The sequence below is a fragment of the Desulfonatronum zhilinae genome (genome assembly GCF_900182865.1).
In the GTDB taxonomy this organism is placed as follows: domain Bacteria; phylum Desulfobacterota; class Desulfovibrionia; order Desulfovibrionales; family Desulfonatronaceae; genus Desulfonatronum; species Desulfonatronum lacustre.
The window spans coordinates 60,101-77,585 of sequence record NZ_FXUJ01000020.1; the positions used below are offsets into that span (position 1 = coordinate 60,101).

Consider the following 17,485-nt stretch of genomic DNA (forward strand, 5'->3'; position numbering starts at 1 on the left):
TCAAAAACGTGGCCGCCATATTTCACCGAGGAGGTAGTCAATGACGAAAGAAGGATCCATCGCCCCCAAGGAGCGGGTGAACATCGTGTATCGTCCCGCCACGGGAGACGCCAAGGAAGAGGTGGAGCTGCCGCTGAAGATGGTGATCCTGGGCGACTTTACGCAGCGTCCCGACGACCGGATGGTCGAGGACCGTGATCCCGTCTCCGTGGACAAGGACAACTTCAACGACGTGCTCAAGGCCCAAGGCCTTGAAATGAACTTGAACGTTCCCAACCAGCTTTCTGATGAGGAAGACGCCCAGATGGCCGTGAATCTCAAGTTTAACAGCCTGAAGGACTTCGAGCCGGACGCCATCGTTCGAAAAGTCCCTGAGCTTGCCAAGCTGATGGATCTGCGCGAGGCGCTCAAAGCACTCAAGGGGCCGCTGGCCAACGTGCCGGATTTTCGCAAGAAGGTTCAGGAACTGGTCAAGGACGAGGGCGCACGGGCCAAATTGCTCAAGGAACTGGGAATCGAAGGGTAAGGAGGAATAATCATGGCAGACGAACAGGTTCAAGCCCAGGAAGCCGCCGGAGCCCAAGCCTCGGAGGGGGTCAGTCTCCTGGATGAAATCGTAGAGGCCTCCAAGGTCAAGCCTTCGGACGAAGGCTATTCCATGACCAAGGCCGGCTTGCAGGCTTTTTTGAAGCAGATCGTGGAGCGCAGAAGCGACGCCAAGATCTCCGGGGCGCTGGTGGACGACATGATCTCCGAGATCGACCAGAAGCTTTCGGCCCAGGTCAATGCGGTGATGCATAACAAGCAGTTCCAGCAGCTGGAAAGCTCCTGGCGTTCCCTGAAGTTTTTGGTGGATCGGACGGATTTCCGGCAGAACATCAAGGTAGAATTCATCAATGTCACCAAGGAAGATCTGCTTGCAGACTTCGAGGACGCCCCGGAAGTGGTCAAGTCCGGACTGTACAAGCAGGTCTACACCGCGGAGTACGGCCAGTTCGGCGGCAAACCCATCGGGGCCATGGTGGCCAACTACGATTTCGGCCCCGGCCCCCAGGACGTCTCACTCCTGCAGTACGTGGCCTCGGTTTCGGCCATGGCCCACGCCCCGTTCATCGCCGCGGCGGGCAAGGATTTTTTTGGCATCGACACCTGGGAGCAGCTCCCGAATCTGAAGGATTTGCACTCCATCTTCGACATGCCCCAATACACCAAGTGGCGGTCGTTCCGGGAATCCGAGGACGCCCGGTACGTGGCCCTGACCCTGCCCAAGTTTCTGCTTCGCTTGCCCTATTCGCCGAACACGGTCCCGGCCAAGAGCTTCTCCTTCCGGGAAGAGGCTCAGGAAAATGACGATTTCTGCTGGGGCAACACGGCCTTTGCCTTTGCCTCCCGCCTGACGGACAGCTTTGCCAAGTATCGCTGGTGCGCCAACATTATCGGCCCACAGGGTGGCGGGGAAGTGGACAATCTGCCGTTGTACCAGTTCGAGGCCATGGGCCAGACCCAGACCAAGATTCCCACCCAGGTGCTGATCTCCGAACGCCGGGAATACGAACTGGCCGAGGAAGGCTTCATCGCCCTGACCATGCGCAAGGGAGCGGACAACGCCTCGTTCTTTTCGGCCAACTCGGCCCAAGCACCGAAAATCTTCCCGGAAACCCCGGAAGGCAAGGCCGCGGAACTGAACTTCAGGCTCTCCACCCAACTGCCGTACATGATGGTCATGAACCGCCTGGCCCATTACATCAAGGTGATCCAGCGCGAAAACATCGGCACATGGAAGGAACGGATAGACCTGGAGCGCGAGTTGAACAAGTGGATCAGCCAGTATGTTACGGAAATGGACAATCCGGACCCCACCACACGCAGCAAACGCCCTCTGCGTATGGCCCAGATCGAGGTCCACGACGTGGCCGGGGATCCGGGCTGGTATTCGGTCAGCCTGAAGGCCAGGCCGCATTTCAAGTACATGGGCGCCAGCTTTACGCTGTCTCTGGTCGGCAAATTGGACAAGGAATAGCAGACCACTGAAAAATTCCCAATCGCCGCGTCGCCGCAAAAAGTTCAAACCCTCACTTATCAAGCAATACGCTTCGGCCTTGAACTTTTCTTGCTCCTTGCGCTTGGGGTTTTAGAGCGGTCTGCATGATAAAGAGTTTCTCCGTTTTTTTGGGAGATGCTCCATAAACCACAACCAACGGAGGGTTCTACAATGGCAATGACGGGGTACATGGCGGTGAAAGGCAATTCCCAAGGCGACATCAAGGGCGACTGCGCTCAGGGCGGAGACAAGAAGGACAAGGTTCTGGTCTACGCCTCGGACCACGTGGTGGAGATTCCAAAGGACACCCATACCGGCTTGCCCACCGGGCAGCGCATCCACCATCCTTTTTCCATCACCAAGCACAAGGACCCGGCCTCGCCCAAGCTGTTCAAGGCTTGCTGCACCGGCGAACAGTGCGAGGTGACCCTGGACTATTACCGGATCAAGGACGACGGGACCGAAGAAAAGTACTACACCGTGAAGATGGAGCAGGCCATCATTGTCAGCATGCGCGAGTACACCCCCATGACCTTCCTCCCGGACAACAAGCCTTACCATGACATGGAAGAGGTCGCCATGACCTATTCCAAAATCACCTGGACCTACAACGACGGCAACATCGAGTACACGGACGACTGGAAGAAGTAATCCGCTCCGTCGGCGATCACTCCGAAGGACGAGGATCTTCGTCCTTCGGAGTATGATTGGTTTTCGAAGGGGTCTATTCCATGCGGGAAAAGCGGTTGTTGGAGCGGTTGCGGGCCATTGAAGCGGATCCGGACTGGCGCGGGGAGACGGATCCGAAGATCGCCATTTCCTCGGTCCTGGATCATCTGGGCAAGATTCTGAACACGCGGCAGGGCAGCGCGCCCATCGCGGATGATTACGGCGTGCCGGATTTTTCCAGCATCGCCAGTTCCTTCGGCACGGACTCCTTGCCGGAAATCGAGGACGCCATCAGCAAGGTTATCACCAAATACGAACCGCGCCTAGTGAGCGTGAAAGTCCACTTTGAACCCCGGCCGGACAAGCCGTTCATGATCGCCTTCAAGCTTATGGCCCGGGTCCGGGTGGAGGGACGGGAAATGCCCGTGGTTTTCGAGACCGTGCTCAATCCTGATGGGCACATTACCGTACTGGAGTAGCCCGGGTGATCGAGAAGTACTATCAGCGTGAGTTGTCCAACCTGCGCGACTTGGCCGCGGAGTTCGCCAAGGCCCATCCGGCACTGGCCCCTATGCTCACCGGCCAGTCCGCTGACCCGGACGCGGAGCGTCTGCTGGAGGGCACGGCCTTTCTGTCCGGGCTGATCTACGAAAAACTGGACGATGATTTTCCGGAGATCGTCCACGGTCTGATCCAGCTCATCTTTCCCCACTATTTGCGCCCCATTCCATCGGCCACCCTGATCCGCTTCACGCCCAAGCGCAGCCTGCGCGAAATCATCGTGATCAAAAAAGGCACGGCCATCGACTCCGTTGAATCCGAGGGCACCCGCTGCACCTTCACCACCAGCTACGACGTCCAGCTCTTCCCCATGTCCGTGACCTCTGTGTCGTTTTCCGCGCCCGGCGGCGGTAACGGTCGGCTGCGTATCGACCTGAACCTGACCGGTCTGGACACGGGCTCCTTTACGCCGGACTCCCTGCGCTTCCACCTGGCCGGAGTGTACACCGAAGCCTCCCGCCGGAATTGGTTGCTGTTCACCCGGCTGCGCGACGTCCGGCTGGTGGCCGCGGACGGCAAGGTGGTTCCTCTGGGGCCCAAGGCCGTGACCCCGGTGGGCTTTGGGGAAGACGAATCCCTGATTCCTTTCCCGGCCCGGTCCTTTCCCGGCTACCGTATCCTGCAGGAATATTTCGTCTTGCCGGAGAAGTTTCTTTTTTTCGACGTCAACGGCCTGCAACAGTGGCGCAACCGGGGCACCGGAACCAGCTTTTCCCTGGAGTTTGATTTCGCGGACCTGCCGCCGGAACTGCCGCCCATGCGGGCCGATCATTTTCAGCTCTTCGTCTCGCCGGCGCTGAACCTGTTTCCGCACCAGGCCGACCCGATCCTGCTGGATCATAAAAAGGCGGACTATCCCATCCGGGCCGGCGGAGAAAACCCGCGCCACTACCAGATTTACGCCGTGAACAAAGTCATCGGCTTCGTCCAGGGAACGGTTCAGGAGCGGGAATACCTGCCCTTTGAATTGTTCAATCCCCAGGTGGAGGCCACGCCGGTCTATGCCGTGCATCATCGTCTATCCCCCCTGGACGGTAAGGCCGAGTTGCATCTCTCCGTGGCCTATCCCGGCGGGAACAAAGAGCCCAGCCTGGAAACCCTGTCCCTGGACATCCTGTGCACCAACGCCTCCCTGCCGGAAACCCTGCGCATGGGCGACGTGCGCATGCCCACGGAGTCGTCCTCGGAGCTGGCCGAATTCGCCAACATCCGCTCGCCCACGGCCCCGGTCCAACCGCCCCTGGGCAAGAACCTGCTCTGGAGGCTGCTCTCCCACTTGTTTCTGAATTATCTGTCCGTGGCCACGGCGGAGAACCTGCGCTCCGTGCTCAAGTTGTACATCTTCACGGAAACACGGGACCGGGCCACGGTCCTGGCCAACGCCCAACGGGTGGAGGGTATCGTGGGCATGGATCTGCGGGCCACGGACCGGTTTGTCCAGGGGTATTTGCTGCGCGGTCAGGACATCCGTGTCCAACTGGACCGCCAGGGCTTCATTGGAGAGGGGGACATGCACCTGTTCGGCTCGGTTCTGGACGTTTTTCTGGGCAATTACGCCGCCATCAACGCCTACACTCAGCTGACCGTAGCGGACACGCTGCGCAAGGAGCAGTTCACATGGCCGATCCGGCTGGGCGACCGCGTTCTTCTGTAGAAGAGGCGGTGCCAGACAGAGGTCCAGGCAAGAGCACCGGCGCTCGCCTCAAGGGCAAGAAACGGCTCTCCGTCATGGAGGAGCTGATGGACAATCCGCGGGGGTTTTCCTTTCAGCAGGCCGTGCGGTTGTTGCGTCAGGGGTATGGCGGGCCGGGGACCAAGGGGGCGCGAACCTTTCTCCGGGAACAGTTGCGGGTCCGGCCCTACCTCTCCCTGGGCTTCCCGCCCACGGACCTGGTGGAGGTCAAGGAACTGCCCGGCGAGGAGGACCAAAAGGCGGACGCCTTGCGTCGGTTCCGGATGACGGCCACCTTTCTGGGACTGTATGGCCCGTCGTCGCCTCTGCCCACCTTTTATACCGAGGATTTGCTGGACGAACAGAACGAGGACGGCAGCGTCAGCCGGGATTTTCTGGACATCCTGAATCACGGTTTTTTCGTGCTTTTCGCCCTGGCCGACGCCCACTACGATCTGTCCTACCAGGTTTGCGAGGAGCAGGACGAGGACATCCTGCTGCGCCTGTTCGCCCTGATCGGGCTGGGTCACCAGGAGATGCTGGACCACTCCTTTCGCCAGCCCGGCCACTTGTTGCGGGCCACGGGGTTGATGACCCAATTTCCCCGTTCCGCGGTGGGTTTAAAAGGTGTTCTTGCCGACCGGCTCGGCGCTCCGGTCCAGGTGCTGCCCTGCCAACCGCGCATGGCCACGATCCCCGAGGACCAGCGCTGTCGGCTCGGCCGGGAAGCAAACACCCTGGGCCTTGACTCCTGGATCGGGGACCGGGTGGCGGATGCCATGGGCAAGATCCGAATCGTGGTCGGCCCCCTTGACGCGGACACGTTCCAACGGGCGTTGCCCGGGGAGACGGATCACGACGAACTGATCAAACTGGTACGCTTTTACTGCACCCAACCGCTGGAGTTCGACCTGGAGTTCGTGCTGGCCCCCCAGGAGGCCCTTCCGGGGCGTCTGGGCAAAGCACGGTGGTCCCGGCTGGGGTGCGACGTGTGGCTGACGTCGGAGCCGCTTGCCCAAGGGCGGGCCGTTTTTCCCGAACGCCGACGGATTTGGGATGACCATTATCAAAGGAGCATTGTGCTATGATCGGCGTGGACATGAAAGCCCTTCTGGAGAAATGCAATGGGTACACCACCCAGGCCCTGCATGCGGCCGCCGGACTGACCGTGAACCGCACCCATTACGAGGTCACGGTGGAGCATATGCTGCTGGCCTGTCTGGAAGATCAGGCCGCGGATATTCCCCTGGCCTTGACCCGATTCGGCGTGGATATCGGACGACTCAAGGCAGCCCTAAACGACTCCATGGAGGACTTTCGGGCCGGAAACTCCTCTCGTCCGGTCTTCTCCCCCCTGTTGATGGAACTCCTGGAAGCGGCCTGGCTGGTGGCCTCCGTGGACCTGGGCCTGCCCCGGATCCGCTCCGGTGCCATCCTGCTGGCCTTTTTGCGCAAGCCGGCCTTGTATGCCCAGGGCGGCTATACGGATCAGATCGGCCAGGTCAACCGGGAAGATCTGCAAAAGAATTTCTGGGACCTGGCCAAGGTGTCCACGGAAAGCGCTGGTGAAGGCCCGGCGGCCAAAACCGCGGGCGAGGCGGCGCGGGCACCCGGCGGGACCGGCGAGAGCTTCATCGCCAAGTTCTGCGAGGACTTCACGGCCAAGGCCCTGTCCGGGAAGATCGACGCGGTGTTTGGCCGGGACGGGGAAATCCGCCAGATCGTGGACATTCTGGCCCGGCGGCGCAAAAACAACCCGATTCTGGTGGGCGAGCCCGGGGTGGGCAAGACCGCGGTGATCGAAGGTCTGGCCCTGCGGATTACCCAGGGCGACGTACCCGAGGTGCTGGAAGGGGTGACCCTGCTCGGCCTGGACATGGGCCTGCTGGAGGCCGGAGCCGGGATGAAGGGCGAGTTCGAGCGCCGCTTGAAAGGGGTCCTGGACGAGATCAAGTCCAGCGAAAAACCCATTGTCCTGTTCATCGACGAGGCTCATACCCTGGTGGGCGCGGGTGGCACGGCCGGCGGCTCGGACGCGGCCAACCTGCTCAAACCGGCCCTGGCCCGGGGCGAGATCAAGACCTGCGCCGCCACCACCTGGAAGGAATACAAGAAATATTTCGAGAAGGACCCGGCCCTGGCCCGCCGGTTTCAACTGGTCAAGCTGGACGAGCCCAGCGCCCGCACCGCGGCCCTGATCCTGCGGGGCATCCGGGACTCCTACGAAGCCGCGCACAAGGTGGTCATCCGCGACGACGCCATCGAATGCGCCGCGGAGTTCGCCCACCGCTACATCACCGGCCGGTTCCTGCCGGACAAGGCCATTGATTTGATGGACACGGCCTGCGCCCGGGTCAAGGTCAGCCTGTCGTCCAAGCCCGGGGAGTTGGAAGACAAGGAGCGAGGCATCCAGGCCGCCCAGCGGGAAAAGAAGGCCCTGGAACGCGACCTGGCCAACGGCGCGCCGGTGGACCTGGAGCAGATTCATGAACTGGACCGCAAAATCGCCGAACTGACCACCCAGGCCGAGGACGTCCGGGCTGCCTGGCAAAAAGAGCTGGAAGCGGCTCGCGCCCTGATCGCTGCCCGCACCGCGCTGAACGAGAGCATGGCGGTGCAAGACGAGAAGGCTGCTACGCCAGATAGTCCGGATAGGCCGAATACGACAGATGGGTCGGATACGTCCCATGAGTCCCATGTGACGCCCCCCCCCGATACCACAGCCTTGCGCAAATCCCTGATCGATGCCCAGACAGCCTACGACGCTGCCTGTGTAGGCGACGGTCTGGTGTCCATCGAGGTCACTCCGGACGTGGTGGCCAAGGTGGTCAGCGACTGGACCGGCATCCCCGTGGGCAAGGTGGCCCGGGAGCAGGCCGCGGTGGCCGCGGACCTGGAGCACCGGCTGGGCACGCATGTCAGGGGTCAGGACGCGGCCCTGCGGGCCGTGGCTGAAACCATCAAGGCGTCCAAGGCCGGGCTGCGCGCTCCGGAGCAGCCCTCCGGCGTGTTTTTGCTGGTCGGCCCTTCCGGGGTGGGGAAAACCGAAACCGGCCTGGCCCTGGCGGACATCCTTTTCGGGGACGAGCGCAGCGTGGTGACCATCAACATGAGCGAGTTCCAGGAAAAGCACACGGTCTCCCGGCTGATCGGCTCACCTCCGGGCTACGTGGGGTACGGCGAAGGCGGGATGCTCAGCGAGGCCGTGCGCCAACGCCCCTATTCCGTGGTCCTGCTGGACGAGGTGGAAAAGGCGCATCTGGACGTGATGAACCTATTTTATCAGGTTTTCGACAAGGGCCTGCTCACGGACGGCGAAGGCAAGGAAATCAGCTTCCGGAATACGGTGATCCTGCTCACCTCCAACCTCGGCTCGGACGTGATCCAGGAAATGACCAAGGACACTGAAGAACTGGACCTGGACACCGTGCTGGCCGCGGTGCGCCCCATCCTCTCGGAGCACTTCAAACCGGCCCTGTTGGCCCGGATGTCCATCGTGCCCTACCGCAGCCTGTCCCACGAGGCCTTGCGGAATATCGCCGGAATGAAACTGGACGCCCTGGCCAAGCGGTTGCTGGCCAATAACAAGATGGTCATGAGCTATTCCGACAACGTTCCGGAGCAGATCGCGGCCCGGTGCACCGAAGTGGAAACCGGGGCCCGGAACATCGAGTACATCCTGTCCGGAACCATCCTGCCACGCATGTCCCAGGAAATCCTGAGCCACATGTCCGGCGCGGGCATGCCCAAGTCCGTGGCCCTGGACGTGGGGGAGGACGGCGGCTTCACCATGACTTTCGGCCAAGACGACGAACCCGGCAAACAAGCGCAATCCGGCGGGCGCAAGGCCAAGGCCAAGGTTAAAGAAAGCGTAAAACAAGCGTAGCGCGTCGTCGCTCGAACCAGGAGGATCAATGAAAAAAAGCGTCTGGATCACCATTCTGGAAAAAAACGAAGGCCTGGGCCGGATGATCTTCGAGGAGACGGCCAAGTACGGCCTGAATCCCAGCGGCCATTTCTGGGACGACGATCTGGCCAAGCTGGCCTGGGCTGGTGCCGTGCCGGAGTTGGCCAAGGACGATTGCAAGGTCTGGTTGATCGTGGGCCAGGCCGCCAGTTTTGCCGAACCAACGATCCGCCGGGGCCTGGCACTGCTGGCCCTGGCCGCCCTGGCCGCCCATGGGCACGGCTTTCCGATCCTGCTGTCGCCCTCCGGCGGCAAGGTGGAGGTGGAGAGCCTGCCCACTCCGCTGCGCGGGGCCGAGGTGGCCCAGAGCGGCCTGGGCGTAAAGGCCGTGGCCCGGGCCAATGCCAAGTCCGCGGAGTCGGCTCTGGACTATCGTCTGGCCGTGCATCCGCTGCCCGGCCTGGGCCTTTGGTTCGAGGTCGGTCCGGCCCGTGATCCCTGGAAGGGGGCCTTCCTGGGGAGCCTGGGCGATGAGGCCGCGGTTCCGGACGCCCACGGCGTGGGTCTGGCCGGGACCATCCCCCAGAACTCCACCCTGAACTACCCGGTGCGCGGGATGAAGCTAAATCTGGGCGGCAGGGAGGCCACGGCCTGGGGCGTCCATAACGAGCTTTCCCCGGCCGAGTCCTACTACGTCCGCACCACCGGCACGCCTGACGGTCTGGTCTTCGGCCCCTTCCCGGACCAGGACGTCGCCGAGGTCTTTACGGTGTCCCTGGTTTGAGGCTAGGTGAGGGCATGTGTACGGTTGTAAAAAGGACGGGGTGTGGGATGAAGTTCACGGTTCATGGTTCACGGTTCACGGTTCCGAGTGCATGCTCGAAAAGCAGTGCCGCCGAATCGCTTCGCCCTCTTCAATCTTTAACCTTCAACCTTCAACCTCTACCCCAAAGCCTTCAGCTCTCGGCCCTTTTTCTCCTGCTTCTGTTCGCTCTCACCGCCTGCCACGGGTATCCGCCGCCGGGGAAGAAGGCGCCGCCCAAGCCTTGGGAAACGCTCCAGAACGCGGCCAGTCCGGATCAGGTCAAGTGGACCTATCTGCCCGGCGGACTGACATTGAACATCAAGGCGGACAAGGACCTGAACCTCTTCGAGGGGTTTTCGCATAATATTCTGCTCTGCACGTACCAGATGAGTTCCCCGGCTGCGTTTCAGGAACTGGCCGCGAATCTGGGTGGGATTCGCAAGCTGTTGGAATGCGTCCGGTTTGACCAGAGCGTGGTGCATGTGGAACGGCGATTCATCAGTCCGGGACAGGAATCCACCTTTGTCCTGGACCGGGCCGAAGGGGCGCAGCACATTGGGCTGGCGGCCGGGTACAACGACTTGCAGCCCGGGCTGGTCACCACCCTGTATTCTTTTCCAGTGACCACCGGCCGGGACGGCTGGTGGCCCTGGTCCTCCGACGTCTATAACCCTGGAACCCTGACCATGGACATTCTGCTGGGTCCCAACTCCATCCAGCGCATGGGAGTCGAATGATGGCCGAAGGCCCGATCTACTGGCATCAGGGGCTGTTTCTCCAGCCCCAGCATTTCCAGATCCTCAACCAACAGTTCGCGGATACGCTGGCCCCCATGGTTTCCAACCTGGTCCCGTTTTATTGGGGGGTGGCCGGGCTTGAGGTGAATGAGGCTTCCCTGGCCGCAGGACGCTTTGAGCTGAATGAGATTACGGTTTTTTTTCCATCAACGGCCAAGGTGCTTCACTTTCCCGGCAATGCGGTCTGCGGCGGACGGCAACTTTCCCTGGAGGCCATCCCGGTGGACGGCTCCCTGACCGTGTACGTCGGGCTCAGAGCCATGAAACCGGGAGAACCCAACGTGACCGTGGCCGAGACACCGGCGCAAATGGTCGCGGCGCCCACGCGACTGGCCGTACCCGTGGAGCCGGAAAGCGTCCCGGACGGGTATGGAGACGGACCTCCGGCCCAGATCCGGCGGATGTCCTATGTCCTGAATCTGGTCTTTGAGAACGAGCTGGATCAGGCCGGGGACTTCGATCTGATTCCCGTGGCCAGGCTGACCCGGGAAGGAGATAAGACGGCGCTGGATCGGTCCTTCGTGCCTCCGTGCCTGACCCTGTCCGGCTCCGCGGCCCTGGCCTCCCTACTCAAGGAGTTGCGGGACCGGGTTTTGGGCAAGGCCCGTCAACTGGAGGGGTACAAGAACCTTTCCGGTGGCGTTTCCACGGACTTCACCCTGCTGCTGATGGCTCTGCGCACGTTGTCCCGGTTTGCGGCCCGTCTGGATCATGATGTGGAAAATCCGTGCCTGTCGCCCTGGCACGCCTACGGCATGCTCCGGGAACTGGTGGCGGAACTGTCCGTCTTTTCCTTGGAGATCAGCGCCCTGGGCGAGAACTGGCAGGACGAGAAACTGGTGCCCGACTACGCTCACACCGACCTGGGGCGCTGCTTTCGCGGCGTCCGGGACGTGATCGTCTCCCTGCTGGAGGGTATTTCCGCCGGTCCGCGGTTCGTGACCCGTTTCGAATTCAAGGATCCCTACTGGACCGCGGAAATCCCCAATCAGATCCTGGCCGAAACCAGGACATCCGGCGGGGAATTCTGGCTGGTGCTGCATTCCGAAATCGTGGATCCCCAGGCCATGCGCGATTCGACGTCCCGGATGCTCAAACTGTCCGCCACCAGCGCCATGGGCTCGCTGCTGGTTCGCGCCCTGCCGGGCATCCCGCTGGCCGCGTCGGACAGCCCGCCCGCGGGCATGCCCAGGCGACATGGTGCCATCTATTTCCGCATCGGCCGCGAGAGCCCGCTCTGGGTAGAGATCGAAAAGCACGGCAGCATCGCCCTGCATTGGACCGAGGCCCCGGACGACATGGACGCGCAATTGGCCGTGTTGACCAAGTAGGTGCATCATGGCTTTGATTGACGATTTTCTCCCGGCCCTGGCCTTCGCGGCCATGCTCGGCTCGGAATCCAACCTGGCGGACACGCCCTACGCCACGGCCCGGGCCGACATGGACCGCCTGCTCCGACAAGGCATGGACCAGGCCAATCGACGGGATCCGATCCAGGCGGAGCAGGCCCTGTTCGCGGTATGCGCCTTTGCCGATGAGGCCGTGCTGGCCTCCAACTGGCCGGGGCGGACCGAATGGATGCGCGACAAGCTGCAACAGGCCCATTTCCACACGGTCAACGCCGGGGAGGAATTCTATCAAAGGCTGGCCGGGCTGTGCGGCAAGCCGGCCCGTGAAGCGCTGGACATGTCGCTGTTCGAGAGCATGGAACAGAACTCGAATTCGGCCCAACGCGACGTCCTGGAGGTCTACGTGGCCTGCCTGACCCTGGGGTTCACCGGCCGGTATTATGGACCCGAAAGCCGAGCCACGCTGGAAGAGCTGACCCGGACCAACCTGGAGCAGCTTCACGGCGGGCAGCAGCCCCTCACGGAACGCCTTTTTCCAGAAGTGTACGAACACGGCTCGGCCACGAAACGGCCCTCGCGCCTGTCTCCGGGGCTGCGGCTGGCCCTCCTGTTTGTCGCGCCCGGACTGCTCGCCGTGACCATCTACCTCTCCTACGCCACCATGCTTTCCAACTTCGTCTCCAGTTGGCTGGGGGCGCTGGGATGATCATCGCCAACCATCCTGTCCTCCTGACGCCCGCTGGATACTCGTCATGACCAAGCTCCTCCTCACCGCGTTGAAGATATTTCTCCTCCTGGCCCTGGCAATTGCCGTAGGGTTTGGGGCGTTGTTGCTGGCGGACTACATGCAGTGGCCGCGGTGGATCGTGGCCGTGGCCGTGGCCGGGGTGTTTTTCGTGGTGGTGCTGGTTCTGTTTCTGCGCCGGTACTACTATCGCAGGCGGGAGGAAAAGTTCGTCAAGCGGGTGGTGGACCAGGACCAGGCTTCCATCCAGGCCGCTCCGGCCCATGAGCGCCGTCGGCTCCTGGAGCTGCAGGACCGCTGGACTTCGGCCGTGGAAACCCTGCGTGCTTCCCGGTTGCGCCACCGGGGCGACCCGCTCTACACCTTGCCCTGGTTCATGATTTTCGGCGAGACCGGCTCCGGAAAATCCACGGCGGTCTCCCATGCCCGGCTGACCACGATCCTCACGGACGTCGGCCCCACCAAGGGCATTGCCAGCACCAAAAATTGCGACTGGTGGTTCTTTGAGAACGCCGTGGTCCTGGACACGGCCGGGCGCTACGCCGTGCCCCTGGAGGAAGAGGACCGGGAGGAATGGGAACGGTTTCTATCCCTGATGGCCAAGTACCGGCGCAAGGAACCGCTCAACGGACTGATCGTCACCCTCCCGGCGGACCGGCTTCTGGCCGATGACGAGGACGCCCTGGTCGGCTACGGGCGGTCCATCCGGATGCGCATGGACCAGTTGATGCGCGTGTTGGGGGCCAAGTTTCCGGTCTACGTGCTGGTGACCAAGCTGGATCTGGTCATGGGCATGACGGCCCTGGCCGAGTTGCTTCCGGAAGACCGGCGCGGCCAGGCCATGGGGTTGCTCAACGATTCCGAAAAGCTGGCTCCGGAAGATTTTCTGGGCCAGGCCATGGGCCATATCGCCCGGAAACTGAAAGACCTCCGGCTACTCCTGGCCGGACGCGCCGGGACCTCAGGGGGCCGGGCCGCGCTGTTTCCGGACGAGTTCGAGCGGCTGACCCCGCGGATACAGGCCTTCATCCAGGGCGCGTTCCACGAAAATCCCTACCAGGAAACCCCGTTCTTTCGGGGCTTGTTCATTTCCAGCGGACGGCAGTCCGGTCTGACCCGCTCCGGCGTGCTGGGTTCCCTGGAAAGCTTTAAGGACCGCCAGTGGCGATTGCCGGATACGGGGCTGGGGCTGTTCCTGCACGATTTTTTCTCGGCCATCCTGCCCAAGGACCGGTTCGGCTTCAGGATGCTGGGCGAGTACTTGTCCTGGCGCACGGCCACGACCAACCTGGCCCTGGGAGCCTGGATGCTCTTGCTGCTCACGCTCGTCGGCTTGTCCAGCCTGTCCTACGTCCAGATCCGCAAGGCCATGCAGCCGGTGCACGAGACCTTTTCCCAGGCCCCGGCCATGGGCGCGGATCTGGCCCAGGACATGATCACCGTAGGGCTGATGCGGGATCGTATCGCCGGGATGCAACGGGATCTGCACGGCGGGATTTGGCCCAGGATGGGCTTTTACCAGGGGCAATCCGCCTTGACCGGGCTGAAGGGGACCTACAACACCTGGTTTCGCGACAATATCCTCACGCCCACGGACGAGGCCATGGGGCAGAAGTTCGTCAACCTGGGCGCACATGACCAGGAGGACGTCCTTGCCCCGTACCTGGAGTACCTGGTCTGGCGGATCGACACCCTCAAAGCCCGGGAAGCCGGGAAACCCCGTTCGGATGAGCCCGGGCAGGACGGGCCGGTCCAGGCCCTGGCCCTGGCCTTCGGAGGTCGGCTGCCCTACGTGGCCGCCTTTTTTCCGGACATGTACCGCTCCTATGCCGTCTGGGAGGGCGACACGGGGATTCTGAGCCGGGAGCGCCGGGAGATGCAGATGTGGGCCAACCGGATCATCGAGATCGAAGGCCAGGATATGCACTGGCTGACGGACTGGGCCGCCAGCCGGCCCAACCTGCATGACGTGACCCTGAGCGACTTCTGGGTCGGCCTGGGTCAGGTCCACGGCGAGCCGCGGGTCTCCAGGGCCTACACCCAGCAGGGCAGGGGTGAAATCCAGAAGCTCCTGGAACAAGTCGCCTTGACCGCGGCGGACCCGGAGGCCTTTGACAAGCGCGAACAAGCCTTCTGGCAATGGTACGCCACCCAGTTCGCTGATCAGTGGGAGGCTTTTTACAAGCATTTCGACCTGGGCATGGACAAGCTGGTGACCCGGGATGATTGGCTGAAGACCAGCGCAAGCATGGCCACTTTGGACAATCCGTATTTCAACCTGATCACGCGGCTGCGGGATGAGCACGCGTCCATCGCAGGCATCCGCTTCGACCCCGCCGGGGTCAATCGCTTTCATCAGGAGTTCGATTTTCTGATCGAAAACTACCGGGCCAAGCAGATGGGCGCCAGTCTGGACGCGCGCATTTCCGAAAAAATCAAGCAGCTTGAGGCCCGGGTGTTCAACCTGGATGACAGTCTCGCGGCGGTGGAGCATTTCCAGACATACATGGAGCAGCTCAAAGCCTTGCAGCAGGTCACCGCAACCATGGACGCGGCCTACCGTTTCGCCTCCCAGGACTACGGAATGCTCGGCGGGGAACAATCCCCAGAGGACATCGCCATCGCGGCGGTGAACAACATCTCGCATCTGCTGGTCAAAGGTCAGGCCGTCGGTTGGAGGGACTTCTGGCAATTGGTGGAAGGCCCGCTGATCTTTCTGGTGACCATGATCACCTACGAGACAGCCTGCGCCGTGAACGACCTCTGGGAATCCCAGGTTCTCGCCGAGACCGTGAATATTCCCTCGCGGGAACTCTGGACCACCTTGTTCGGGGATCAGGGCGTGGTTCCGCCGTTTCTGTCCGGAACGGGCCAGCCTTATTTACGGCGGACCCAGGAGGGCTGGGGGCCGATGACCTGGCTGGATGTCCCATTCCCATTTCGTCAAGACTTTCTGACGTTTTTGGATCAGGGTTCGGTACGCAGGCAACAGATTCAACCCAAGTACGTCGTGCCCATTACCACCTTGCCTACCAACGTGAACGGAGAGGCCAAAAGTGAACCGTACCAGACCACGCTGACCCTGCAGTGCGCGGCCCAGCCTCAAATCCTGGACAACTTCAACTTTCCGAACTCGCTGGATTTTGCCTGGGAACCCGCCACCTGCGACGACGTCGACCTGCGGATCTACTTCCGCGAAGCCACCTTGTCCCAGACCTGGCCCGGAGAATGGGGCTTCCGTGATTTTCTGCGCGACTTCCGGGCCGGTCGCAAGGTTTACACTCCGGATGACTTTCCCCAGCAGAAGAACATCCTGGAAGGGCTGGACGTGCGGCGGATTCAGGTCAACTACACCATGCGCAACGTGGACCCGGTTCTGGCCATCCAGGATCTGCCGCCCTTGCGGGTACCCAGTCAGGCGACCTACTGCTACGCAGGTCTCGGGGCCGGGGGGCTGCGTCCGGAGACCGTGGCCGGGACAGGCCAGGCTGCTCAGCCTGAGCAGCCGCCCGCGTCAGCCGCCCCCCCCCCGGCCTCCACTCAGGCTCCCCCCCCGCCCGCAAGTCCAGGCAACGGGGCGAGCACGCCCGCGCGCCAACCCGGCACCCCGGCAGATTCGACCGAACTGGCCGCTCCTCCGGCCGGAGGTGGACAGTGAGCATTCTTCATTCTTCCCGTGCACCGTGGCTGATGCTGATCGCCTTCGCCCTCTGCGCCATGGCCTTCTTCTCACTGGCCGTGGGCCGGGATGTGAGGCTGGTTTCCGCGCTGTTCGACCCGAAAAGCGAGGTGACCTTGAGGGAGGAGATTCCGCGCTTGCTTGCTCGTGGAGAACAACGGATCGTTGCCGTGGAGCAGGAAATTCTGCACGGGGTCGGTTCGACCCTGGAGCACGCGGGCCGGAGGTTGTCCGGCGAACAGGCTGTTGCCCCCCAACCCACACCGCCAACGACACCAGCACCGCCACCCTCCGCTGCGGCGCCGACCTCAGCGGATCCGGGCACCTTGCTCTTTCATCAGATCAATCAGGACGAAAACCTGTTCCAGGGCGATTTCGCCATGGACCGCACCGCGCCGACGCCGAAGGTCTTTTTCATGTCCTCTCCCGCCGTCTGGGTGGTGGACCTGCCTGGCAGCTGGACCAACCACGCCCCCCACGCCACCAATTTTGACCAGGGCTTTATCCGGCGCGTGACCATCGGCGAACATCCGGACTACCTGCGTCTGGTCTTTCACTTCCGAAACCGGGATCTCCCTCCGCCTGCCCATCGCCCCGTGGTCACCCGCCTGCCCAACAGCCTGACCGTGGCCATCACCAGGCCGGAAGGAGAATGATCATCCTGCCTCTGGAACTCCCTCCCGTCCGCGTAAAGCCGCAATTAACCGACATGACGAGCTGAATGACGCACCTGATTTCCGAAACATTCCCGCGGAAGCGGGAATCCAGGCGTATGGGGGCAACCTGTATCAGGTCTCTTTGACCAGACACCTCATCTTTTTCGCAACACGATCGGTGGAGTTTCCAACAGCCCGCTGAAGGAACACTCTCGAAGGAACACTCTCAAAGGAGTTGCAACATGCCCCAATTGCAAGAAAACGCCTTCACATTCACCAGCCAGGCCCTGCCCAGGGACACCTTCTCCGTGGTTCGGTTTTCCGGCGAGGAGGGGCTTTCCACGCTCTACAATTTTGAGATCCTGCTGGTTTCCGAAAAGGAAGACATCGACCTGACCACCGTGCTCCAGAACCCTGCCACGTTCACCATCAAGGGCTCGATTTCCGGAAGCGAGGATCTGCCCTTTCACGGCATTCTCTCGGCCTTCGAGCAGATGCACCAGGCCGGTGCCTACTTTTTCTACCGGGCCGAGCTGCGTCCCAAGTTGTGGTGGCTGACGCTGACCCAGCACAACCAGATATTTCTGAATAAAAAGGTGGATAA

The 17,485-nt window shown here is 62.0% G+C and carries 14 protein-coding genes; all 14 read left to right on the forward strand.

Translation table 11 applies throughout. The features are described 5' to 3' along the window. The first annotated feature begins 40 nt into the window (after positions 1–40). Complete coding sequence (gene tssB / locus AC559A_RS14815) at positions 41–526, forward strand: type VI secretion system contractile sheath small subunit (protein ID WP_498818492.1); 486 nt, start codon at positions 41–43, stop codon at positions 524–526. A 12-nt stretch (positions 527–538) separates the two neighbouring features. After that, positions 539–2,020: a type VI secretion system contractile sheath large subunit gene (gene tssC, locus AC559A_RS14820; protein ID WP_498818493.1), complete on the forward strand. Its 1,482-nt coding sequence runs from the start codon at positions 539–541 to the stop codon at positions 2,018–2,020. Between the two features lie 192 nt (positions 2,021–2,212). Continuing rightward, a complete protein-coding gene (locus AC559A_RS14825) occupies positions 2,213–2,692 on the forward strand; it encodes an Hcp family type VI secretion system effector (RefSeq protein WP_498818494.1) in 480 nt (159 codons plus the stop codon). 80 nt (positions 2,693–2,772) lie between these two features. Then, the gene (gene tssE, locus AC559A_RS14830) at positions 2,773–3,189 is read left to right on the forward strand and encodes a type VI secretion system baseplate subunit TssE (protein ID WP_498818495.1); all 417 of its coding nucleotides are present in this window, start codon (positions 2,773–2,775) and stop codon (positions 3,187–3,189) included. A gap of 5 nt (positions 3,190–3,194) precedes the next feature. Then, entirely contained in the window at positions 3,195–4,925 is a 1,731-nt protein-coding gene (gene tssF, locus AC559A_RS14835; RefSeq protein WP_498818496.1) for a type VI secretion system baseplate subunit TssF, read from the forward strand. A gap of 8 nt (positions 4,926–4,933) precedes the next feature. Further along, positions 4,934–6,031, forward strand: coding sequence for a type VI secretion system baseplate subunit TssG (gene tssG, locus AC559A_RS14840; protein WP_498818497.1), 1,098 nt, complete (start codon positions 4,934–4,936; stop codon positions 6,029–6,031). Beyond that, the gene (tssH, locus tag AC559A_RS14845) at positions 6,028–8,829 is read left to right on the forward strand and encodes a type VI secretion system ATPase TssH (protein ID WP_498818498.1); all 2,802 of its coding nucleotides are present in this window, start codon (positions 6,028–6,030) and stop codon (positions 8,827–8,829) included. Before tssG ends, tssH begins: the two co-directional genes overlap by 4 nt. Positions 8,830–8,857: 28 nt before the next feature. Further along, complete coding sequence (locus tag AC559A_RS14850) at positions 8,858–9,634, forward strand: hypothetical protein (RefSeq protein ID WP_498818499.1); 777 nt, start codon at positions 8,858–8,860, stop codon at positions 9,632–9,634. Between the two features lie 47 nt (positions 9,635–9,681). Further along, positions 9,682–10,392, forward strand: coding sequence for a type VI secretion lipoprotein TssJ (locus AC559A_RS14855; protein ID WP_498818500.1), 711 nt, complete (start codon positions 9,682–9,684; stop codon positions 10,390–10,392). Then, a complete protein-coding gene (tssK, locus tag AC559A_RS14860; RefSeq protein ID WP_498818501.1) occupies positions 10,389–11,783 on the forward strand; it encodes a type VI secretion system baseplate subunit TssK in 1,395 nt (464 codons plus the stop codon). Before AC559A_RS14855 ends, tssK begins: the two co-directional genes overlap by 4 nt. A gap of 7 nt (positions 11,784–11,790) precedes the next feature. After that, the gene (locus AC559A_RS14865) at positions 11,791–12,507 is read left to right on the forward strand and encodes a DotU family type IV/VI secretion system protein (protein WP_498818502.1); all 717 of its coding nucleotides are present in this window, start codon (positions 11,791–11,793) and stop codon (positions 12,505–12,507) included. A 46-nt stretch (positions 12,508–12,553) separates the two neighbouring features. Then, entirely contained in the window at positions 12,554–16,204 is a 3,651-nt protein-coding gene (locus tag AC559A_RS14870) for a type VI secretion protein IcmF/TssM N-terminal domain-containing protein (protein ID WP_498818503.1), read from the forward strand. Next, entirely contained in the window at positions 16,201–16,881 is a 681-nt protein-coding gene (locus tag AC559A_RS14875; protein ID WP_498818504.1) for an AMIN domain-containing protein, read from the forward strand. The genes AC559A_RS14870 and AC559A_RS14875 overlap by 4 nt, the downstream gene beginning before the upstream one ends. Before the next feature lie 242 nt (positions 16,882–17,123). Beyond that, on the forward strand, positions 17,124–17,485 hold a 362-nt coding region (locus AC559A_RS14880; RefSeq protein WP_498818505.1), incomplete at its 3' end, for a contractile injection system protein, VgrG/Pvc8 family.